We start from the raw sequence: 22264 nt of genomic DNA on the forward strand, positions 1-22264 counted from the left end.
CGGTCCTCTCTCATTTCTCTTATACGGATTCGGCGGGGACTTCTTGGGCGGCGGGCCGCCTGGGGAACCGGCGCAAGGTGGAGTTGACGGTGACCAGCACCGTGACGGTGGCGATCCCCGCGGCGCAGACCAGGACCGCCGCGCTGCCCGAGACCACCTCCGTCAGGACGCCGCCCAGCGCCGGCCCCACCGCTCCGGCGGCTCCGGTCAGGATGCCGAGCACACCGCTCAGCCGCCCGCGCAGCTCATCGGGGGTGAGCAGCAACTGCTCCGTGATGATCGTCGTGTTGGCGGTCGGCGGCAACAGGGCCATGGCGAAGAACAACACGCCCATCACGTAGCCGTTGCCGGCGAAGACCGCGACCGGGGTCAGCAGCGTCAGCGCCCAGAAAACCCCCGCGATGGACATGTACGGCGTGAGCCTCCGCTGGAGGGACGGGGCGGCCAGCGCTCCGACGATCCCGCCGACACCGAGCATGGCCGCCATGACGCCGATCTGCCCCGAAGGCACTCCCCTGGCCTGGGCCAGCACGATCACCACGAGGTAGAAGGCGCTGAAGAACAGGTTGAGCACCATCGCGCAGATGGCCGTGACCCGGACATGGGGGTGCCTCCACACCCACCGCAGGCCGGACACGATCTCCTGGCCGAGATGTCCCACCGGCGCCGGTGGCGGCTGCCGCCGTGGCAGGCGGACGAACGCGAGCGTCACCAGCGTCGTGAGGTGGGTCAGCAGGTCGACCGCGAACGGCACGAACCTGCCCACGGCGAAGAGAAAACCGCCCGCCGCAGTGCCCACGAGGTGCCCCAGGTTGCTGCGGGCCGAGTTCATCGCCACCGCGGTCGGAAGCTGCTCGTCGGGCACGATGTTGGGCAGCGACGCGTCCTCCGCCGGCTCGAACAGGGCGGAGCAGACGCCGATCACAGCGGCCACCGCCACCAGGTGCACCACGCTCACGACGTTCCAGTAGACCGCCGCGACGAGGCTGGCGGCGGCGATCGCCTGCGCCGCCTCGCAGCCCAGCATGATCGTCTTGCGGTCCCACCGGTCGGCCAGCGCTCCCGCGGGGAGCCCGGCGAGCAGCTGCGCCGCCGCGATGGTGCCGAGCACCAGCCCGGACGTCGCCGCCGACCCGGTGACCGCGAGCACGAGCAGGGGGAACGCGATGGTCGCGGCGCTGACGCCGAGCTCCGACGCCGCCCGCCCGCCCCAGAGCAGGCGGTAGTCGCGGTTGCGCGACAGCGGAGCCGCCGGCCCGGCGGTCTTGGCGCCGGTCTCGTCGATCCGGCCGGCGGTCTTTTCGGTGGTCTTTTCGGTGGTCTTTTCGGTGGTCATGGCGCGATCTCCCGGCAGTCGGCCGCGATCCGCCGCAGCGCCTCGGCGAAGTCGCCGGCGACCGTCTCCACGGTCGACCTGTCGTACAGATCCGGTCGGTAGTACCACACGAACTCCAGCCGGCCCTCCTGGGCCGCGCCGACCACCTCCAGCGCGTGCGCGCCACGCTCCGCCGGGTCGTGCTCCTGCCCGAGCGCGGTCTGCGCGCCCCGGTAGAGGCTCGCGCCGGGCTCCGCCGGCCGCGCGTCCCACTGGCCGAGGTAGTTGAACACCACCTGCGGCCCCGGCGCCGACAGCCGCTCGCGCACCTCCGGAGCGCCGAGGTAGCGCAACGCCCCGAAGCCGAACCCGTTGCCCGGTACGGCCCGCAACTGCCGGCGTACCGACTTCACCAGGCCCCGCCAGTCATCGTCGCTTGATATGTCGAGGGACACCGGGAAGATCGTGGTGAACCAGCCGACCGTGCGGGACAGGTCGACGCCGTCGAGGATGTCCTCCCGGCCGTGGCCCTCCAGCTCGACCGACACCCTGCTCTGCCCGGTCCACCGGGACAGCGCCCAGCCCAGCGCCGTGAGCAGGACGTCGTTGATCCGGGTGCGGTAGGCGGTGGGCGCCGCGCGGAGCACCGTGTCGGTGTCCTCGGCGCTCAGTCGCACGGACACCGTCCGCGCCGGGCAGAGCTCCGGAGCGGGCGCGTGATCCGTCGGCAACGCCTGAGTATCGAGCGCAGTGGCCCAGAGGTCCACCTCGTGGTCCAGGCCTCCGGCGGCGACGTGCTCGCTGAGCCGGTGAGCCCAGTCGAGGAAGGACGTCGTCTTGGCGCCGAGCCGTACGCTCTCGTCGCGTGCCGCCTGCTGGTAGGCCGTCTCGAGGTCGTCGAGCATGATCCGCCATGAGACGCCGTCGACCACCAGGTGGTGCGCCACCAGGAGAAGGTACGGCGGGCGGCCCCGGCCCCGGGTGAACAGCACGGCCCGCAGCAGAGAACCGCGTGTGAGGTCGAAGCCCGCGTGGACGTCGTCGGCCACCTTCTCCATGGCGGTGAGCTGCTCGTCGTCGGCCACGTCGGACAGGTCGTGCCGCCGGAGCACCGTCGCCGGCATGGCGGGCGGGTTGTGCTGCCGCCATTCGCCGCCGACCTGGTCGAAGCGCATCCGCAGTGCGTCGTGGTGCGCCACCAGCGCTTCGAGCGCCCTCCGGAGGGCCCCTTCGTCGAGGTCGGGAGTCAGCTCGACCAGGACGGACTGGTTGAAGTGGTGCGGATTGACCAGATGCGTCTGGAAGAACCAATGCTGGATCGGGGTCAGCGGGACCGAGCCGACCACCGGTTGCTCGGCATCGGCACTGTGGACCTCGGTGACGACGGGCGCGAGCTCGGCGATGGTCTGGTGGATGAACAGGTCCTTCGTGGTCAGTCGGAGCCCGTCCTGACGTGCCCGGGAGACGACCTGGATGCTCAGGATCGAATCGCCGCCGAGCTCGAAGAAGTTGTCCTCGGCCCCGACCCGCTCCAGCCCCAGGACCTCGGCCCAGATGCGGGCCAGTTCCTCCTCGATCGGCCCGCTGGGCGCCACGTAGGACCGCTCGCGGGTGAGCTGCGCGTCGGGGGCGGGCAGCGCGCGGCGGTCCACCTTCCCGTTGGCCGACAGCGGCAGCGCCGGCAACGTCACGAACACCGCCGGAACCATGTAGTCCGGCAACGTCCGGCCCAGGAACTCCCGCAGCACCCCGCTGTCCAGCGCCACCGGACCGCCCGCCGCCGCCCCGGCACCCGGGGTCGGCTCCATGGTCGGTGTCGGGCCGGACATGGCGGTGGCGGGGACCACGTAGGCGACCAGGTGTTTGCGGCCGGAGTCTTCCTGCCGGGCGACCACCACGGTCTGCGCCACACCCGGATGAGCCTGCAAAGCGGCCTCGATCTCGCCCAGCTCGATCCGGAACCCCCGGATCTTCACCTGCTCATCCGCCCGGCCCAGGAACTCCACCACCCCATCCGGACGCCACCGCACCACATCCCCCGTGCGATACATCCGCCCCCCGGCCGGACCGAAGGGGTCGGCGACGAACCGCTGCGCGGTCAACCCCGGACGGCCCAGATACCCCCTGGCCAGACCCGCACCCGCGATGTACAACTCCCCGGCCACCCCCACCGGCACCGGCCGCAGCGACCCATCCAGCACATACACCCGCATGTTGTCCAGCGGCGCGCCGATCGGCACACTGTCCGGAACCCCACCCGGATCCGCCATCGGGAAGCTCGTCGCGAACGTCGTCGTCTCGGTCGGGCCGTACCCATCGACCACCCGCACCCCCGGGCAGGCCCGCATCACCCGGCGCACCGCACCGGCCGGGACCACATCCCCGCCGGTCCACACCTCGCCCACCCCCGCCAGGCACCCCGGCGCCTCCGCCGCGACCAGCCTGAACAGCCCAGCCGTCAACCACACCCCGCTCACGCCATGCGCGGTGACCAGGCGCTGCAGGGTTGCCGGGTCCAGCTCACCCGGCGGGGCCACCACCACCGTGCCGCCCCGCAACAGCGGCACCCACAACTCATACGTCGAAGCGTCGAACGCCATCGGCGAATGCGCCAGCACCCGCCCATGCGCCGCCCCGTCGAACCGCCGATCGAACACCAGCGCCACCACATCCCGGTGCCGAACCGCCACCCCCTTCGGCACCCCCGTCGACCCCGAGGTGTACATCACATACGCCAACTGCTCCGCATCCACCACGTCCGGCAGATCGGCCAGGTCCACCGGCACCACGAACTGCCGCTCCGGCGTCTCCTCGTGGAGTGACCCGCCCGCGACCACGACGTGACCGGGGTGGATCTCGCGGGCGGTGGGCTCCCAGACCGGGTCGGTCACCAGCACCGACGCCCCGGCCTCGGCCAGCACCAAACCCAGCCGCTGCGCCGGAGCCCGCACATCCAGCGGGAGATAAGCCCCGCCCGCCTTCACGATGCCCAGCACCGCCACGACCGCCTCCACCGAGCGGTCCATCAACACCCCGACCCGATCCTCCGGGGCGACGCCCAACTCCACCAGACGACGCGCCAACCGATCAGCCCGCCCATCCAGCTCCCGGTAACTCACCGACTCATCCCCGCACACCACCGCCGTCGCCAACGGATCCCGCCGCACCCGCTCAGCGAACAGACCCGGCACCGAACCGCACGGAACCTCCCAGGCGGTGTCGTTCCACCCACCCACCACCAGATCCCGCTCAGCCCCGGTCAGCATCGGCAGCTCACCCACCAGCCGATCCACACCCGAACCGATCTCCTCCAGCAACACCCCAAGATGACCCGCCATCCGCCCGACAGTCCCCGCCTCGAACAGGTCCGTGGCGTACGTGACCGCGACATGCAGGCCGTCGCCGGACTCCTGGAACTCCACCATGACGTCGAAGCTCGCGGCCGCCACCGACGGCGCGAGGCCCTCGACGGCGAGGCCCGGCAGGTCGGGCATCTCGGCTGGGGTGTTCTGGAGGACGACCATGGCCTGGAACAGCGGCGTCCGGCTCGTGTCCCGAACCGGCGCCAACTCCTCCACCACCCGCTCGAACGGCACATCCTGATGCGCGAACGCCTCCAGCACCGTGTCCCTCACCCCAGCCAGCAACCCATCCACCCGCTGCCCGCCATCGACCTGGGACCGCAACACCACCGTGTTGACGAAGAACCCCACCAACCGCTCCAACTCGGCCCGCTCCCGACCCGACGTGACCGTCCCCACCGCCACATCCGCCTGACCCGACCACCGGCTCAAGAGCACCTGAACCGCCGCCACCAACGGCACGAACAACGTCCCGTCATGACGCCGCCCCACCGCCTTCAACCGCCCGACCACCTCAGCCGGAACCGTGAACTCCACCACCCCGCCCCGGCCCGACCGCACCGCAGGACGCGGCCTATCCACCGGCAGCTCCAACGGAGCCACCCCCTCCAACCGACCCCGCCAGAACCCCAGCTGATCAGCCAGCACCTCCCCCGACACCCGCTCCCGCTGCCACACCGCGAAATCCGCATACTGCACCGGAAGCACCGGCAACACGGGCGACACCGGCAGGCCCGCCGGCTCGCCCCGCACCGCCGCGCCGTACAGCACGCCCAGCTCCTCGGCCAGCACCCCCATCGACCACCCATCGGTCACGATGTGATGCAGGGTCAGCGTGAGCACGTGGTCCTTGTCGGACATCCGTACCAGCCGGGCTCGGAGCAGCGGGCCGTACCGGAGATCGAAGCCGCGCTGGGCCTCCCGGTCGAGCACCTGCATGAGCTCGGCCTCCCGATCCCGTTCCGGCCGTCCGGTGAGGTCGAGCACGGGCAGCGCCACGTCGTACGGCGGGTGCACCACCTGCACACCCCGGCCGTCCACCTCCTCGAACGTCGTGCGCAACGACTCATGCCGGGCCACCAGCGCGGACAAAACACCGCGCAACGCCGCCACATCGAGCGAGCCCCGCAGCCGCAGGGCCATCGGCGTGAGGTATTCCGTGCTGTCGGGCTCGAACTCGTGCAGGAACCACAGCCGCTGCTGCGTGAACGACAGCGGCAGCGGCCGATCCCGTGGCACGACCGGGATGGCCGAGCGGGAGTCGACGCCGCCGAGGCGCACGTCGGCGCCGATCTCGGCCGCCAGGCCCGCCACGGTGGGCGTGGTGAACAGCACCCGCGGAGACAGCTGCACGCCGAGCGCCGCCCGCACCCGGGACACCACCTGGATGCTCAGGATCGAGTCGCCGCCCAGCTCGAAGAAGTTGTCCTCGACGCCGACCCGGTCCACCCCGAGCGCCTGCGACCAGATGCCCGCCAGGACACGCTCGACGTCCGTGCGCGGAGCCACATACTCCGAACGAGCCCCCGCCGCGAAGTCCGGCGCGGGCAGCGCCTTGCGGTTCAGCTTGCCGCTGGAAGTCGTCGGCAGCCGGTCGAGGACCACGAACGCGGCCGGCACCAGGTAGTCGGGCAAGTGCCGACGCAACGCGTCGCGCAGCGCGGTCGTGTCGGGAGCCGCGCCGCCGGCCGGCACGAGGTAGGCCACCAGCCGGTTGTGCCCGTTCTCGCTCTGCCTGGCCACGACGGCCGCCTCGGCCACATCGGGCAGCCGTACGAGGGCAGCCTCGACCTCTCCGGGCTCGATCCGCAGGCCACGGATCTTCACCTGGTCGTCGGCCCGGCCCAGGAACTCCAGCACGCCCTGCCCGGTCCACCGGACCATGTCGCCCGTGCGGTACATCCGCGACCCGGGCGGCCCGTACGGGTTCGGCACGAATCGCTCGGCGGTCAGGTTCGCCCGGTTGTGGTAGCCGCGGGCGACCTGCGGCCCGGCCAGATACAGCTCGCCGCGGACCCCGACGGGCACCATTCGGAGCTGGTCGTCGAGCACGTACGCGCGGAGGTTCTCCAGCGGACGGCCCACCGCCGGCCGGGCCACCTCACCGACTCGGCAGTACAACGCGTCGATCGTGCACTCGGTCGGGCCGTAGAAGTTGTAACTGACCGTGCCTTCGGTGTCCGCGAGCCGTCGCCACAGCGACTCGTCGAGGGCCTCGCCGCCCAGCATCAGGATCCCCGGCCGGTGCCGCTCCCCATCCAGCAGACCCGCCGCGAGCAGTTGCCGCAGGTACGACGGGGTCAGGTCGAGGAAGTCGACGCGGTGCTCGGCGACGTAATCGACCAGTGCGGCCGGGTCGAGCCGCACCGCGTCGTCGATCAGGTGCAGCTCATGGCCGTCCGCCATCAGCAGGAGACCTTCCAGCGACGTGTCGAAGGAGAAGACGGCGGTCAGCGCCGCCCGGAGCCGCCCGCCTCCGGCTTCGGCCACGAATCCGGCGCGATGGCTCGCCAGCAGGTTCACCAGGCCGCGGTGCTCCACGACCACGCCCTTGGGCTCACCTGTGGAGCCCGAGGTGTAGATGATGTACGCCGCGTCGCCCGGCCGCGGCGGCACAAGCCGCCGTACGTCGGCCGTGTGGGTCGTGTCGGCCGTTCGCGCCGCATCGGTCAGCGGGGCCGCGTCGTTCAGCGGGGCCGCATCGGTCAGCGGGGCCGCGTCGTTCAGCGGGGCCGCATCGGTCAGCGGGGCCGAGCGCAGGTCGGCGAGGGTCTGTGGGGCGTCGAGCACCAGGGTGGCCACCCCAGCCGGGGACGCCACGGCCTCCACTCCCGTCCGCGAGGTCGTCACCGCCAGCGTCGCCCGCGAGTCGGCCAGCAGGAAGCGCACCCGATCGCCCGGCAGGTCCGGATCGACGGGCAGGTAGACCGCACCGGCTTTGAACACGGCGAGGATGGCGACCACCATCTCCGCCGACCGGGGCAGGGCGAGGGCCACGACCTTCTCGGGCCCGGCACCTCGGGCGGCCAGCACCCGGGCCAGCCGGTTCGCCCGCTCGTCGAGCTCGGCGAAGCTGATCGCGGCGCCGTCGAACACGAGCGCGGTCGCGTCCGGCGTCGCCGCCGCCTGCGCCTCGAACAGCTCGGGCAGCGTCGTCGCCGGAACATCGGCGTCGGTGCCGCTCCACCGATTCAGCGTCTCCCGCTCCGGCCCGCTGAGCAGTGAGAGCGCGATGGGCGGCCGGTCCGGATCGGCGGTCATGCCCTCCAGCACCACGGACAGATGCCCCGCCATCCGCTCCACGGTCGCGGCGTCGAACAGGTTGGGGTCGTAGTCGAGCACGAGATGGAGGCGGTCCTCCACGTAGGCGGTCAAGGTCAGCGCGAAGCTCGTGGTGTCCACCCCGTCCACCTCGACCACCCGTGGGCCGCCGGGGACGGCGTCGTCCCCGATGGGGTAGTTCTCGAACACCACCAGGCTGTCGAACAGGTTGGCGCCGGCGGGCAGGTCGCTCCAGTCCTGGAGCTGCGACAGCGAGACGCCGTCGAACCGCCGCGACTCGGACTGCTCAAGCTGCAGCTCGCGCAGCCACGCCACCAGCGTTTCCCCGTCTGCCTCCCCGTCTCGCTTCCCGTCGCGTACGGCGACGCGGGTCGGGACCGTGTTGATGAACATCCCGATCATCGACTCGACCCCGGGCAGCTCGGCGGGCCGCCCCGAGACCGTGGTCCCGAACACCACGTCGCTCTCGCCGCTGTACCGGGACAGCAGCAGGCCCCACGCGCCCTGCACGATCGTGTTCAGGGTGAGGCCGTTGCGCTTCGCGAGCCGTTGCAGGCGGGACGCCGCCTCGGCTCCCAGGTCGACGCGTACCGAATCGCTCGACACCGCGCGATGCGCCTCGACCGGCTGCCTGTCGTACGGCAAGGGCGTGGGCGACTCGAAGCCGGACAGCACCCGCCGCCAGTGGTCCTCCGCCTGCCGGCCGTCCTGGTCGCGCAGCCACCGCAGGTAGTCCCGGAACGGCCGGCGGGCCACCAGCTCCGGCTGCCGTCCGCCCACGATCGCGGCGTACTGCTCGCACACCTCGGCGAAGACCGCGGCCGCGCTCCAGCCGTCGAGAAGGATGTGATGGGAGGTCCAGACGAGCAGGACCTCGTCGTCTGTCACGCGCCCGATGACGAGCCGGATCAACGGAGGCTCGGCCAGGTCCATGCCGGCGGCACGATCCTCGGCGAGCACCCGCCGCAGCTCGCGGTCCCTGTCCTCGCCGGAGAGGGCCCGCCAGTCGTGGTGTACCGTGGGCACGGCGACGCGCCGCCGTACGACCTGCACCGGCTCGTCGACGCCGTCCCAGGCCACGTGGCTCCGCAGGATCGGGTTGCGGTCCACCACGCGCTGCCACGCCTCGGCCAGCGCGTGGGGGTCGGACACTCCGGACAGCCGCATCCGGAACTGGTCGAGGTACGCGCCGGACGCGGAGTCGACGAGGCTGTGGAAGAGCATCCCGGCCTGCAACGGGGTCAGCGGGTAGATGTCCTCCACCGCCCGGCCGTCTCCGGCGATCCGGTCCACCTGCCGCTGGCTGAGCCGGGCGAGCGGGAAGTCCGACGGGGTGCAGCCGCCGGCCTCGGGACGGGAGCAGTGTTCGACGATCTCCCGGAGCGCCTCGACGACCTCCTGGGCGAGGCGCCGCACCGTCGTCTCGTCGTGCGCCTCCTGGTGATACGACCAGCTCAACCGCAGCTCGCCGTCCGAGACCACACCGGTGACGTCGAGCAGATGGGCGGACTTGATCCCAGGGCCGGCATCCTGGCCGATTCCCTCGTGCCATCCGCGGTAGAACCCCTCGGAGTCGCGCTCCACGTCCCAGCGACCGAGGTAGTTGACGCTGATCCGCGGCAGCGGAGCCGCCCGGAGCACGCTCGCCGGGGAGTCCGGCGCGCTCAGATAGCGCAGGGCCTCGTAGCTCAGACCGCGACGCGGCACGGCGCGGAGCTGCTCCTTGACCGACTTGATGGTCTCCCCCCAGTCGGAGGACGGCGGCGTCCGGAGCGCCACCGGGAACCGCGAGGTGAACCAGCCCACCGTGCGGGACAGGTCGGCACCGTCGAGGATCTCTTCCCGGCCGTGGCCTTCGAGGGCGACCAGCACGCCGTCCCGTCCGGCCCACCGGCACAGCACCCTGCTCAGCGCGCTGAGCAGCACATCGTTGACCTGGGTGCGATAGACGCCGGGCACGTCGTGCAGCAGCCGCTCCGTGGTGGTCCTGTCGAGGCCGGCCGACACGGTGCGGGGTGTGCCGACCTTGTCCGTCCCTTCCCGGTCCACCGGAATGTCGGCCGGTGCGCTCGCCGACACCGCGGTCCAGTACGGAAGGTCGTCGTCGAGCGCGCCGGAACGGACGTGCTCGGTGAACCGCCGCGCCCAGTGCGTGAAGGGCGTTTCGGCGGGTTCGAGCTCCACCGGACGGCCCTCGGCGGCCTGCCGGTACGCCACGTCCAGGTCGCCGAGCAGGATCCGCCAGGACACGCCGTCGACGACCAGGTGATGGATGGTGAGGAACAGCCTCGGCGGCCGGCCCGAGCCGAGGACGAACAGCACCGCCCGCAGCAGGGGCCCGGCCGCGACGTCCAGGCTCGACTGGGCGGAGACCACCGCCTCCTCCATGGCGGCCTGCTGCGCGTCCTCCCCCAGCCCCGACAGGTCGTACCGTACGAACACCTCGGACGGCTCCGCCGCGGCGACCTCCTGAAGCCACCGGTCGCCGCTGTGGGAGAAGCGCATCCGCAGCGCGTCGTGCTGCGCGACCAGCGCTTCGATCGCCCGTGGGAGAGCCGCCTCGTCGAGGTCGGGGGCGAGCTCGACGAACACGGACTGGTTGAAGTGGTGCGGGTTGTCGCCCTCCGTCTCCAGGAACCAGTGCTGGATGGGCGTCAGCGGCGCCGGGCCGCTTCGTGCTTGTGTGTCCTGGTCAGCGTTGATGGTCTCCTCGGTGGAGACGGCCGGTGCGAGCTGGGCGATGGTCTGGTGGATGAAAACCTCTTTGGTGGTCAGCCGGAGCCCTGCCTGACGGGCCCGGGAGACGACCTGGATGCTGAGGATGGAATCGCCGCCGAGCTCGAAGAAGTTGTCCTCGGCCCCGACCCGTTCGACGCCGAGCACCTCGGCCCAGATGCGGGCCAGTTTCTCCTCGATCGGCCCGCTGGGCGGCACGTATCTGGCCCCGGACGCGAGATCCGCGTCGGGGGCGGGCAGCGCGCGGCGGTCCACCTTCCCGTTGGCCGACAGCGGCAGCGCCGGCAACGTCACGAACACCGCCGGAACCATGTAGTCCGGCAACGTCCGGCCCAGGAACTCCCGCAGCACCGCGCTGTCCAGCGCCACCGGACCGCCCACCGCCGCGCCGGCACCTGGATTTACAGCGCCCGGCGTCGTCGCGGCCTGCGGCGGCAGCGCACCGCCCGCCGCTGCCTCAGCGCCCGGCGTCGTCGCGGCCTGCGGCGGCAGCGCACCGCCCGCCGCTGCCTCAGCGCCCGGCGTCGTCGCGGCCTGCGGCGGCAGCGCACCGCCCGCCGCTGCCTCAGCGCCCGGCGTCTTGGCGGCCTGCGGTGGCAGCGCGCCGTCCGGCGGCGCCGTGCCCGGCCGCGCGCTCGATTCCATGGTCGGTGTCGGGCCGGACATGGCGGTGGCGGGGACCACGTAGGCGACCAGGTGTTTGCGGCCGGAGTCTTCCTGCCGGGCGACCACCACGGTCTGCGCCACACCCGGATGAGCCTGCAAAGCGGCCTCGATCTCCCCCAGCTCGATCCGGAACCCCCGGATCTTCACCTGCTCATCCGCCCGGCCCAGGAACTCCACCACCCCATCCGGACGCCACCGCACCACATCACCCGTGCGATACATCCGCCCCCCGGCCGGACCGAACGGGTCCGCGACGAACCGCTGCGCGGTCAACCCGCCCCGGTTCAGATACCCCCGGGCCAGGCCCGCACCCGCGATGTACAACTCCCCGGCCACCCCCACCGGGACCGGCCGCAGCGACTCATCCAGCACGTAGACCCGCATGTTGTCCAGCGGCGCGCCGATCGGCACACTGTCCGGAACCCCGCCCGGGTCCGCCATCGGGTAACTCGTCGCGAACGTCGTCGTCTCGGTCGGGCCGTACCCATCGACCACTCGCACCCCCGGGCAGGCCTGCATCACCCGGCGCACCGCACCAGCGGGGACCACGTCCCCGCCGGTCCACACCTCGCCCACCCCGGCCAGGCACCCCGGCGCCTCAGCCGCGATCAGCCTGAACAGCCCAGCCGTCAACCACACCCCGCTCACGCCATGCGTGGTGACCAGGCGCTGCAGGGTTGCCGGGTCCAGCTCACCCGGCGGGGCCACCACCACCGTGCCGCCCCGCAGCAGCGGCACCCACAACTCATACGTCGAAGCGTCGAACGCCATCGGCGAATGCGCCAGCACCCGCCCATGCGCCGCCCCGTCGAACCGGCGATCGAACACCAGCGCCGCCACATCCCGGTGCCGAACCGCCACCCCCTTCGGCACCCCCGTCGACCCCGAGGTGTACATCACATACGCCAACTGCTCCGGATCCACCACGTCCGGCAGATCGGCCAGGTCCACCGGCACCAGGAACTGCCGCTCCGGCGTCTCCTCGTGGAGTGACCCGCCCGCGACCACGACGTGACCGGGGTGGATCTCGCGGGCGGTGGGCTCCCAAACCGGGTCGGTGACCAGCACCGACGCCCCGGCCTCGGCCAGCACCAAACCCAGCCGCTGCGCCGGAGCCCGCACATCCAGCGGCAGATATGCCCCGCCCGCCTTCACGATCCCCAGCACCGCCACGACCGCCTCCACCGAGCGGTCCATCAACACCCCGACCCGATCCTCCGGGCACACCCCCAGCTCCACCAGACGACGCGCCAACCGATCAGCCCGCCCATCCAGCTCCCGGTAACTCACAGACTCATCCCCGCACACCACCGCCGTCGCCAACGGATCCCGCCGCACCCGCTCAGCGAACAGACCCGGCACCGTCCCGCACGGAACCTCCCGGGCGGTGTCGTTCCACCCGCCCACCACCAGATCCCGCTCGGCCCCGGTCAGCATCGGCAGCTCACCCACCAGCCGATCCACACCCGAACCGATCTCCTCCAGCAACACCCCCAGATGACCCGCCATCCGCTCGACAGTCCCCACCTCGAACAGGTCGGTGCTGTAGTTCACGGCCGCCCGCAGGCCACCGTCGAACTCCTCGAACTCGATGGTGATGTCGAAGGCGGCGGTCTCTGTCGGCGGTGCCAGCTCCTCCACCGTCAGCCCGGGCAGGAGCGGCATGCGGTCGTCGTTGTTCTGGAGGACGACCATGGCCTGGAACAGCGGCGTCCGGCTCGTGTCCCGAACCGGCGCCAACTCCTCCACCACCCGCTCGAACGGCACATCCTGATGCGCGAACGCCTCCAGCACCGTGTCCCTCACCCCAGCCAGCAACCCATCCACCCGCTGCCCGCCATCAACCTGGGACCGCAACACCACCGTGTTGACAAAGAACCCCACCAACCGCTCCAACTCGGCCCGCTCCCGACCCGACGTGACCGTCCCCACCGCCACATCCGCCTGACCCGACCACCGCGCCAGCAACACCTGAACCGCCGCCACCAACGGCACGAACAACGTCCCGTCATGACGCCGCCCCACCGCCTTCAACCGCCCGACCACCTCAGCCGGAACCGTGAACTCCACCACCCCGCCCCGGCCCGACCGCACCGCAGGACGCGGCCTATCCACCGGCAGCTCCAACGGAGCCACCCCCTCCAACCGACCCCGCCAGAACCCCAGCTGATCAGCCAGCACCTCCCCCGACACCCGCTCCCGCTGCCACACCGCGAAATCCGCATACTGCACCGGAAGCACCGGCAACACGGGCGACACCGGCAGACCCGCCGGCTCGCCCCGCACCGCCGCGCCGTACAGCACGCCCAACTCCTCGGCCAGCACCCCCATCGACCACCCATCGGTCACGATGTGATGCAGCGCCAGGGTCAGGGCATGCTCGTCGGCGGCGAGACGCACCAGGCCCGGCCGCAGCAGCGGACCCCGCCGCAGGTCGAACGGGCGGGCGCGCTCGGCGGCCAGCAGGCGGCACAGCTCGGCCTCGCGCTCCGGCCCCGGCAGGGCCGACAGGTCGCGTACGGGCAGCGCCACGTCGTACGGCGGGTGCACCACCTGCACACCCCGGCCGTCGACCTCCTCGAACGTCGTGCGCAACGACTCATGCCGGGCCACCAGCGCGGACAAAACACCGCGCAACGCCGCCACATCGAGCGAGCCCCGCAGCCGCAGCCCGGCGAACGTGACGTATTCGCCGCTGTCCGGCTCGAACTCGTGCAGGAACCACAGCCGCTGCTGCGCGAACGACAGCGGCAGCTCGCCGTCGCGGGGCACGGGACGCATGGCGGGCCCGTCCTCCGCCGACCCCGGCAGCGCGGCGGCGAGCCGGGCGACGGTGGGGTGGGTGAACACCGCGCGGGGGGAGATGTCCACGCCGAAGGCGGCCCGCAGCCGGGCGGTCACCCGGATGCTCAGGATCGAGTCGCCGCCGAGCTCGAAGAAGTTGTCCTCGGCGCCGACCCGCTCGACGCCCAGCACCTCGGACCAGATGCGGGCCACCGCGCGCTCCGCGTCGGTGCGCGGCGCCAGATAGGTCCTGGTGGCCGCGCCCCACTCGGGCGCGGGCAGGGCTCGCCGGTCCAGTTTCCCGTTGACGGTGCGCGGCACCGCCTCCAGCGTCACGAACGCCGTGGGAATCATGTGCTCGGGCAGCGATCCGGCGAGCCGTTCACGCAGCACGGAGCCGGACGGCTCGGGGTGACCGGGCGCCACGACGACGTAGGCCACGAGGCGCGGGACACCCGGCTGGTCCTCGCGGGCCACCACGACCGCCTCGGCGACGTCGGGGGAGGCGAGCAGCGCCGCCTGCACCTCTCCGGGCTCGATGCGGAAGCCGCGGATCTTCACCTGGTCGTCGGCCCGGCCGAGGAACTCCAGCACGCCCTGCCCGGTCCACCGGACCATGTCGCCCGTGCGGTACATCCGCGACCCGGGCGGCCCGTACGGGTCGGCCACGAACCGCTCGGCGGTCAGCCCCGGCCGGTTCAGGTAACCCCGGGCCACCTGGACACCGGCGAGGTACAGCTCTCCGGGCATCCCCACCGGTAGGGGACGCGACCGCTCGTCCAGCACGTACGCCCGGACGTTGCGGAGCGGGCGGCCCACCGCGGGCCGGGCCGGCTCGCCCACCCGGCAGGACAGGGCGTCGACCGTGCACTCGGTCGGGCCGTAGAAGTTGTAGCCGGTCGTCCCGGGCGTGTCCGCCAGCCGCCGCCACAGCGACTCGCCGAGCGCCTCGCCGCCCAGCATCAGGATCTCCGGCCGGTGCCGCCCGTCGTCCAGCAGCCCCGCGGCGAGCAGTTGCTGGGCGTAGGTCGGCGTGAGGTCGAGGAAGTCGATCCGCCGGGTCTCCACGTAGTCGACGAGCGCGGACGGGTCGAACCGCACCTCGTCCTCGATCACGTGCAGCTCGTGCCCGGCCGCCATCAGCAGCGGCCCCTCCAAGGAGGTGTCGAAGGAGAACGCCGCGGTCAGCGCCGCCCGCAGCCGTCGCCCGTCCGCCGGCAGCAGGTCGGACCGATGGCTGAACAGGAGGTTGACGAGGCTGCGGTGCTCGACCACCACACCCTTGGGCGTCCCGGTGGACCCCGAGGTGTAGATCACGTACGCCGCGTCGCCGGGCCGTACCGGGCCGTTCCGCTCGGCGTCGTCCAGGTCGCCGGTCGCGTATCCGGCCAGCGCGTCCGCGTCCACCGGTGAGTCGAGCACCACCGCCGGCTCCGAGTCCTGGAGCATCAGCGCCACCCGGTCGGCGGGCAGCGCGGGGTCGACCGGCAGGTAGACCCCGCCCGCCTTGAGCACCGCGAGGATCGCCACGACCATCTCCGCCGAGCGCGGCAGGGCCAGCGCGACCACCCGCTCGGGCCCGGCACCCCGGGCGACCAGGTGGCGGGCCAGCCGGTTCGCCCGCGCGTTGAGCTCGGCATAGCTCAGCGCGACGTCCCCCAGTTCGTGCTGCGACAGGCAGACCAGCGCCGTCGCGTCCGGGGTCAGCCGCGCCTGCGCCTCGAACACCTCCACGACCGTCGTCTCCGGCACATCGAGCGCCGTGTCGTTCCACCGCACGAGCACCTGGTCCTGCTCCGCAGGGCTCGCCAGCGGAAGCTCGCCCACGGTTCGATGCGGGTCGGCGACGATCGCCGTCAGCACGAGCCGGAGGTGATCCGCCATCCGCCGCGCCGTCGCGGGGTCGAACAGCCCGGGATCGTAGGCCAGATCGACGTCGAGCCGGTCGGTGATGTACGCGCGCAGGCTGAGCGGGAAGTTCGTGGTGTCCCGCGCCTGCACCTCGCGGACCCGTGGGCCCTCCGTGCCATCGGCGTCGTACGGATAGTTCTCGAAGACCACCATGCTGTCGAACAGGTTCGTCCCGGGAGCGAGGTCGCTCCAGCCCTGCAACTGGGCGAGCGAGACGAAGTCGTACCGCCGCGACTCGCTCTGCGCCTCCTGGAGCCGCCGCAGCCACGGCACGAGGCCCTGCTCGCCTTGTACGGCGACGCGGGTCGGGATCGTGTTGATGAACATGCCGACCATCGACTCGACGCCGGCCAGCTCCGCGGGCCGTCCGGAGACGGTGGTACCGAAGACCACGTCCGGCTCGCCGCTGTAGCGCGAGAGCAGCAACGCCCACGCACCCTGCAGCACTGTGTTGACGGTCAGCCCGCCCGTCTGAGCCACCGAGCGCAGCCGCGCGGACTCCTCCTCCGACAGCTCGAAGCCGACCGACTCGGCCGACTCGGCCCGGTGCGCCTGCTCGGGCCGCCGGTCGTACGGCAGCGCGGTCGGCGCGGTGAATCCGGACAGCTCGCGCCGCCAGTGGTCCTCGGCTCGCCGGTGGTCCTGGTCGCGCAGCCAGCGCAGGTAGTCCCGGAACGGGCGCCGGGTCACCAGTTCGGGCCGCCGCCCGCCCACGATCGCGGCGTACTGCTCGCACACCTCGGCGAACACCTGGCCCAGGCTCCAGCCGTCCAGGATCAGGTGGTGAGTCGTCCAGACCAGCAGCACCCGGTCGCCGGGGAGCCGGCCGATGGCGAGGCGCGTCATCGGCGTGGCGCCCAGGTCGGTCACGGCGGCCCGGTCGGCCGCCAGCACCCCGGCCAGCTCGGCCTCGCGCTCCTCATCGGGCAGGCCGCGCCAGTCGTGGTGACTCACGGAGACCCTGGCGTGGCGGCGCACGACCTGCACCGGCTCGCCGACCCCTTCCCAGACCACCGAGGTGCGCAGCGCGGGGGTACGGTCGACCACCCGCTGCCAGGCCTCGCCCAGCGCACGGGGGTCGGACACACCGTCCAGCGAGAGCCTTGCCTGGTCCACGTAGATGTCCGCGTCCACGAGGCTGTGGAAGAGCATTCCGGCCTGGAGCGGCGTCAGGGGGTAGATGTCCTCGATCTCCCTGCCGTCACCGGCGATCCGGTCCACGGCCTCCTGGTCGAGGCCCGCGAGCGGGAAGTCCGAGGGCGTGCGGCCTCCGGCGTCCGGCTCCGCGCAGTGTTCGACGATCTCGTGGAGCGCCCGCAGCATCCGCTCGGCCAGCCGCCGTACGGTGGCCTCGTCGTGCACCTGGTCGGAGTAGAGCCAGGTCAGCTCCAGCCGGCCGCCTTCCACCAGGCCCGTGACGTCGAGCAGGTAGGTGGAGGGCTCCGCCGGGTCGAGGTCCGGGCCGGCTCCGTCGCATCGGGCCCGGTACAACCCGTCTCCGGCCGCCGACACGTCCCACTGGCCGTGGTAGTTGAAGCGGATCCGCGGTGACGGGTCGTCACGCAACGCGGCGGCCGGCGAACCGGGCGGGCTGAGGTAGCGCAGCGCGTCGTAGCTCAGGCCCCCACGCGGCACGGCCCGCAGACGCTCCTTCACGGACTTGAGCAGGGCACCCCAGTCTCCTGCCGGGTCCTCCAGCATGACGGGGTATTGGGCAGTGAACCAGCCGACCGTCCGGGTCAGGTCCACGCCGTTGAGGACGTCCTGGCGGCCGTGCCCCTCCATGGCGACCAGGACCCTGTCCCGCCCCGTCCACTCGGACAGCACCCGGCCGAGCGCGGCCAGCAGCACGTCGTTGATCTGTGTCCGGTACACCCCCGGCACCCGGTGCAGCAGCGCGTCGGTGTCGTCGTGGCCGAGCCGTACGGTGACCGGGCGGGTGGAGCCCACCGTGGCGCGGCCGGCGTGGTCCACCGGCAACTCCGCCAAGCGCTGTGCCTGATCGTCTGCCCGGTCATCCGGGGACGCCTGGGTCCAGTACGGCAGGTCGTCGTCGAGCCCGCCGGAGCGGACGAGGTCGGCCAGTCCCCGCGCCCACTGCCCGAACGACGTGCCGACCGGGTCGAGCGCGACCGGGCGGCCCTCGGCGGCCTGCCGGTAGGCCGTCTCCAGGTCGCCGAGCAGGACCCGCCAGGACACCCCGTCGACCACCAGGTGGTGCGCGGTGATGAAGAGCCGGGGCGGCCGGTCCGGGCCGAGGACGAACAGCAGCACCTTGACCAGCGGGCCGTCCTCCAGGTCGAGGGTGGCGCGGGCCTCCGTCGCGGCCCTCTCGATCGCGGCCCGGACCTCCGCGTCGCCGAGCCCCGACAGGTCATGCCGGGCGTACGGCACGCTCCCCGCCGGCGAGGAAGCGGGGACAGGGCCGGATCCACGGACGCCTTCGGTGGCCGATTCGGGACCGGTTTTCACGGCGCCGGATTCCCGAGTCGCGGGGGCGACGGGCTCCTGGCGCCATTCGCCGTCCGTGTGGGAGAAGCGCGTCCGCAGGGCGTCGTGGTGCCCGAGGACCTCTGACACGGCGGTGCGCAGCGCCGCCTCGTCGACGTCCTCGGCCAGCTCCACCAGCATGGACATGGTGAAGTGGCGCAGCGGCCCATTGGTGGCGAAGAACCAGCTCTGGATCGGGCCCAGCGGGGCCGGACCGGCGGGCGCCGGGATGCCGGCCGCCGCCGTCGCGGCGGGTTCCCGCACGGCGGCGGCCAGCTCCGCCACTGTCTGGTGGCGGAAGAGATCCCCGGCGGAGAGCGGCAGTCCGGCCTGACGGGCCCGGGACACCACCTGGAGGCTCAGGATCGAGTCTCCGCCCAGCTCGAAGAAGTTGTCCTCGACGCCGACCCGGTCCACCCCGAGCACGCCGGCCCAGATTTCCGCCAGCCTCTTCTCGGCCTCGGTCCGGGGCGCGACCCGGTCTTCAGAGCCGGTGGCGCCCCACCGTGGGGCGGGCAGAGCGCGCCGGTCCAGCTTGCCGTTCGAGTTCAGCGGCAACCGGTCCAGGGTCACGAACGCCGAGGGCACCATGTAGTCCGGCAGGATCCCGCGGACGAAGTCCCGCAGGTGCGAAGTGTCCGTCTGCTGCCCGCCCGGCCGGGGCACCACGTAGGCGACCAGGCGCCGGTGACCGGCGTCCTCACGGACGACCGCCGCCGCCTCGCCGACCTGTTCGTGACGCAGCAGCCCCGCCTCCACCTCGCCCAGCTCGATGCGGAAGCCGCGCACCTTCACCTGGTGGTCGGCCCGGCCCAGATACACGAGCTCGCCGTCGTCGCTCCACCGCACCACGTCGCCGGTGCGGTACATCCGGGCTCCGGGCTCGCCGAAGGGGTCGGCCACGAACCGTTCGGCGGTCAGGCCGGGCCGGTTCAGGTAGCCCCGGGCCAGGCCGAGACCGCCCAGATACAGCTCTCCCGGCACGCCCACTGGCACCGGCCGCAACTCACCGTCGAGAACGTACGCCCGGGTGTTGGTGATCGGCCGCCCGATCGGCGGCCCTTGCTCACCGCTGGTGTCGTGGTCGCCGCCGACGGCGCCGGGCCGTACGGTGGGACCGGAGCGGGAGTACCACGCCGTGGCGTAGACGGTGGCCTCGGTGGGGCCGTAGATGTTGGCGACCCGGGCCCCCGGCCACGCCGTACGGATCTCACGGACCGCGTGGGCGGACAGCGCCTCTCCCGCGACCACAACCGTGTCCGGAGTCGTGGCCACCGCACCCTGGGCGAGCACCTGGGAGAGCGCCGAGGGCACCGCGCTGACCAGGCTGACCGGCCCGGCCGCCCGGTCGGCGAGCGCGAGCACGTCGCGCACGAGCTCGACGCGGCCGCCCACGGTCAGCGGGCAGAACAGCTCGAACACCGACACGTCGAAGTTGAGCGACGTGGAGGCCACCACATGGGACAGCCCGGTCTGACCGAACTGCCCCGCCGCCCAGGCCGTCAGGCCGGCCACGCTCCGATGGGTCACCACCACGCCCTTGGGCCGCCCCGTGGACCCGGATGTGTAGATGACGTAGGCGGGATGGCCGGGCGACAGCGGCTCCAGCCGCTCCGAGTCGTCCAGGTCCGAGTCGTCCAGGTCCGCGTCGTCCAGGTTCGCCTCCGCACCGTCGTCCGCCTCGGCGGCCACCGCGTCCGCGCCGCCAGTGGGCGCGGCAGCCTGACCGTCCTCGTTCAGCAGGAGCCGAGGGATAGGCGATCCCTCTGGCAGCCGCTCCGCGACCTCGTCCGTGGTCACCAGCAACACGGGCCGGGCGTCGTCGAGCATCATCCGGATCCGCTCGGCCGGATGGCCGGGGTCGATCGGGAGATACGCCCCGCCGGCCTTCAGCACGGCCAGCAGCGCCACCATCAGGTCCGCCGACCGGGGCAGGGCCAGCGCCACGAGCCGCTCCGGCCCGACGCCCCGGCGTACCAGCCGCCGCGCCAGCCGATTCGCCCGCGCGTTCAGCTCGCCGTATGACAGCTCGACGCCGTCGCACACCACGGCGACGGCGTCCGGTGTCCGCGCCACCTGCGCCTCGATCAATCCGGGCAGCGCGGCCGCCGGCACATCGCGGTCGGTGTCGTTCCATTCCACGAGCAGGCGATGCCGCTCCGCCTCGCCCGACAGCGGGAGCTCCGCGAGCCGCCGGTCGGGATCGGCCGCCACCGCCTCCAGCAGTACGCGCAGGTGGTCGGCCATCCGGGCGACGGTCCGCGCGTCGAACAGGTCGGTGCTGTACTCCACGGAGCCGACGATCTCGCCGCCGCGCTGCTGGAACTCCACGGTGAGGTCGAAGGTGGCGGCGTGGCGCTCCACGGTGACGTCCTCGACCCGGAGCCCGGTGAACGCCGGAGCCCTGCGCCCGGCGTCCTCCCACAGCACCATGACGTCGAAGAGCGGGTTGCGACTGGGGTCACGCGTGACCTGGACGGCGTCGACGAGCCGCTCGAACGGCACCTCGTCGTGGGCGAACGCGTCGAGGGCGGTGTCCCGCACGGCGGCGAGGAAATCGGCGAAGGTCAGCGACAGGTCCACCGACGAGCGCAGGACCACCGTGTTGACGAAGAAGCCGACCGTGCGGTCCAGCTCGGGCCGGTGCCGCCCGGAGACCGCCGTGCCGACCGCGACGTCATCCTGTCCGGCGTAGCGGGCGCACCACAGCTGGCAGGCGGCCACCAGCGCGGTGAACAGCGTCGCACCCCGGGCGCGGGTTACCTCAGCGAGGCGCGCGGCGACGTCGGCGTCCACGGTGAAGTGGTGTACGGCACCGGCGGAGGTCCGTACGGCCGGACGCGGCCGATCGGTCGGCAACTCCAGCGGCGAGACGCCGGCGAGTTGCCGCGTCCAATAGGCGAGGTGCTCATCCGGCAACTCACCCCGCTGCCCATTCGGCTGCTCGTCCGGCTGGCCGTTCTGCCGCTTTTCCGGCGCCTCATCCAGCCTGCCGTTCGGTTGCCTGTCGCCGGGCGCGCTGGAGCGGCGCTCGCGCTGCCACACCGCGAAGTCCGCGTACTGCAGCGGTGGTGGCGGCAGGGCGGGGTCTCCCCCGGTGACGGAGGCCGTGTAGACGGCAGCCAGCTCGTCGGCGAGGACCCCCATCGACCAGCCGTCGGTGACGATGTGGTGGGCGGTGAGCAGAAGCACATGCTCGGAGCCGGAAACAGCTACCAGCTTCGCCCGGAACAGCGGTCCACGGCGCAGGTCGAAAGGCCGGGCGTACTCGTCGGCCAGCACCCGATCCCGCTCCTCCGGCGTGGCCACCGTCACCAGGTCGAGCACCGGCAGATCAGGCGCGGGCTCCGGGTGGACGCGCTGCACCGCCTGGCCGTCGACCTCGTCGAACGTGGTCCGCAACGACTCGTGGCGGGCCACCATCTCTCGCACCGCGCCGGTCAGCGCGGAAACGTCCAGCGATCCCAGCAGCCGCAGGGCCAGCGCGCTGTGATATTCGGAGGTCCCCGGCCGCAGCTGATCGAGGAACCACATCCGCTGCTGAGCGAACGACAGCGGGATCGGGCCGCCGCGGTCCGCCGGCCGGATCACGTCGGCCTGACCTGGCTGACCTGGCTGCCCTGCCTGGCCCGCCTGCCCGGCCAGACGCCGGCGCAGTAACTCCTGAAGCTCACTGGGCAGGGCCGAGATCCGGCTCTGGTGCGATGACGGCATGGTT

General features: G+C 72.4%; 2 protein-coding genes. Both read right to left on the reverse strand.

The annotated features are described in order from the left end of the window. Window positions 1-19: 19 nt before the first annotated feature. Complete coding sequence (locus ABH927_RS03215) at window positions 20-1336, reverse strand: MFS transporter (RefSeq protein ID WP_370017920.1); 1317 nt, start codon at window positions 1334-1336, stop codon at window positions 20-22. Then, window positions 1333-22260: a non-ribosomal peptide synthase/polyketide synthase gene (locus tag ABH927_RS03220; RefSeq protein ID WP_370017921.1), complete on the reverse strand. Its 20928-nt coding sequence runs from the start codon at window positions 22258-22260 to the stop codon at window positions 1333-1335. Before ABH927_RS03220 ends, ABH927_RS03215 begins: the two co-directional genes overlap by 4 nt. Window positions 22261-22264: the final 4 nt, after the last annotated feature.

The sequence above is a fragment of the Planotetraspora sp. GP83 genome (assembly GCF_041262585.1).
In the GTDB taxonomy this organism is placed as follows: Bacteria; Actinomycetota; Actinomycetes; order Streptosporangiales; family Streptosporangiaceae; genus JAOEGB01.

Coding starts and splice junctions, on each gene's coding strand:
- ABH927_RS03215 (WP_370017920.1), bottom strand. CDS start 1,336: ATGACCACCGAAAAGACCACCGAAAAGACCACCGAAAAGACCGCCGGC.
- ABH927_RS03220 (WP_370017921.1), bottom strand. CDS start 22,260: ATGCCGTCATCGCACCAGAGCCGGATCTCGGCCCTGCCCAGTGAGCTT.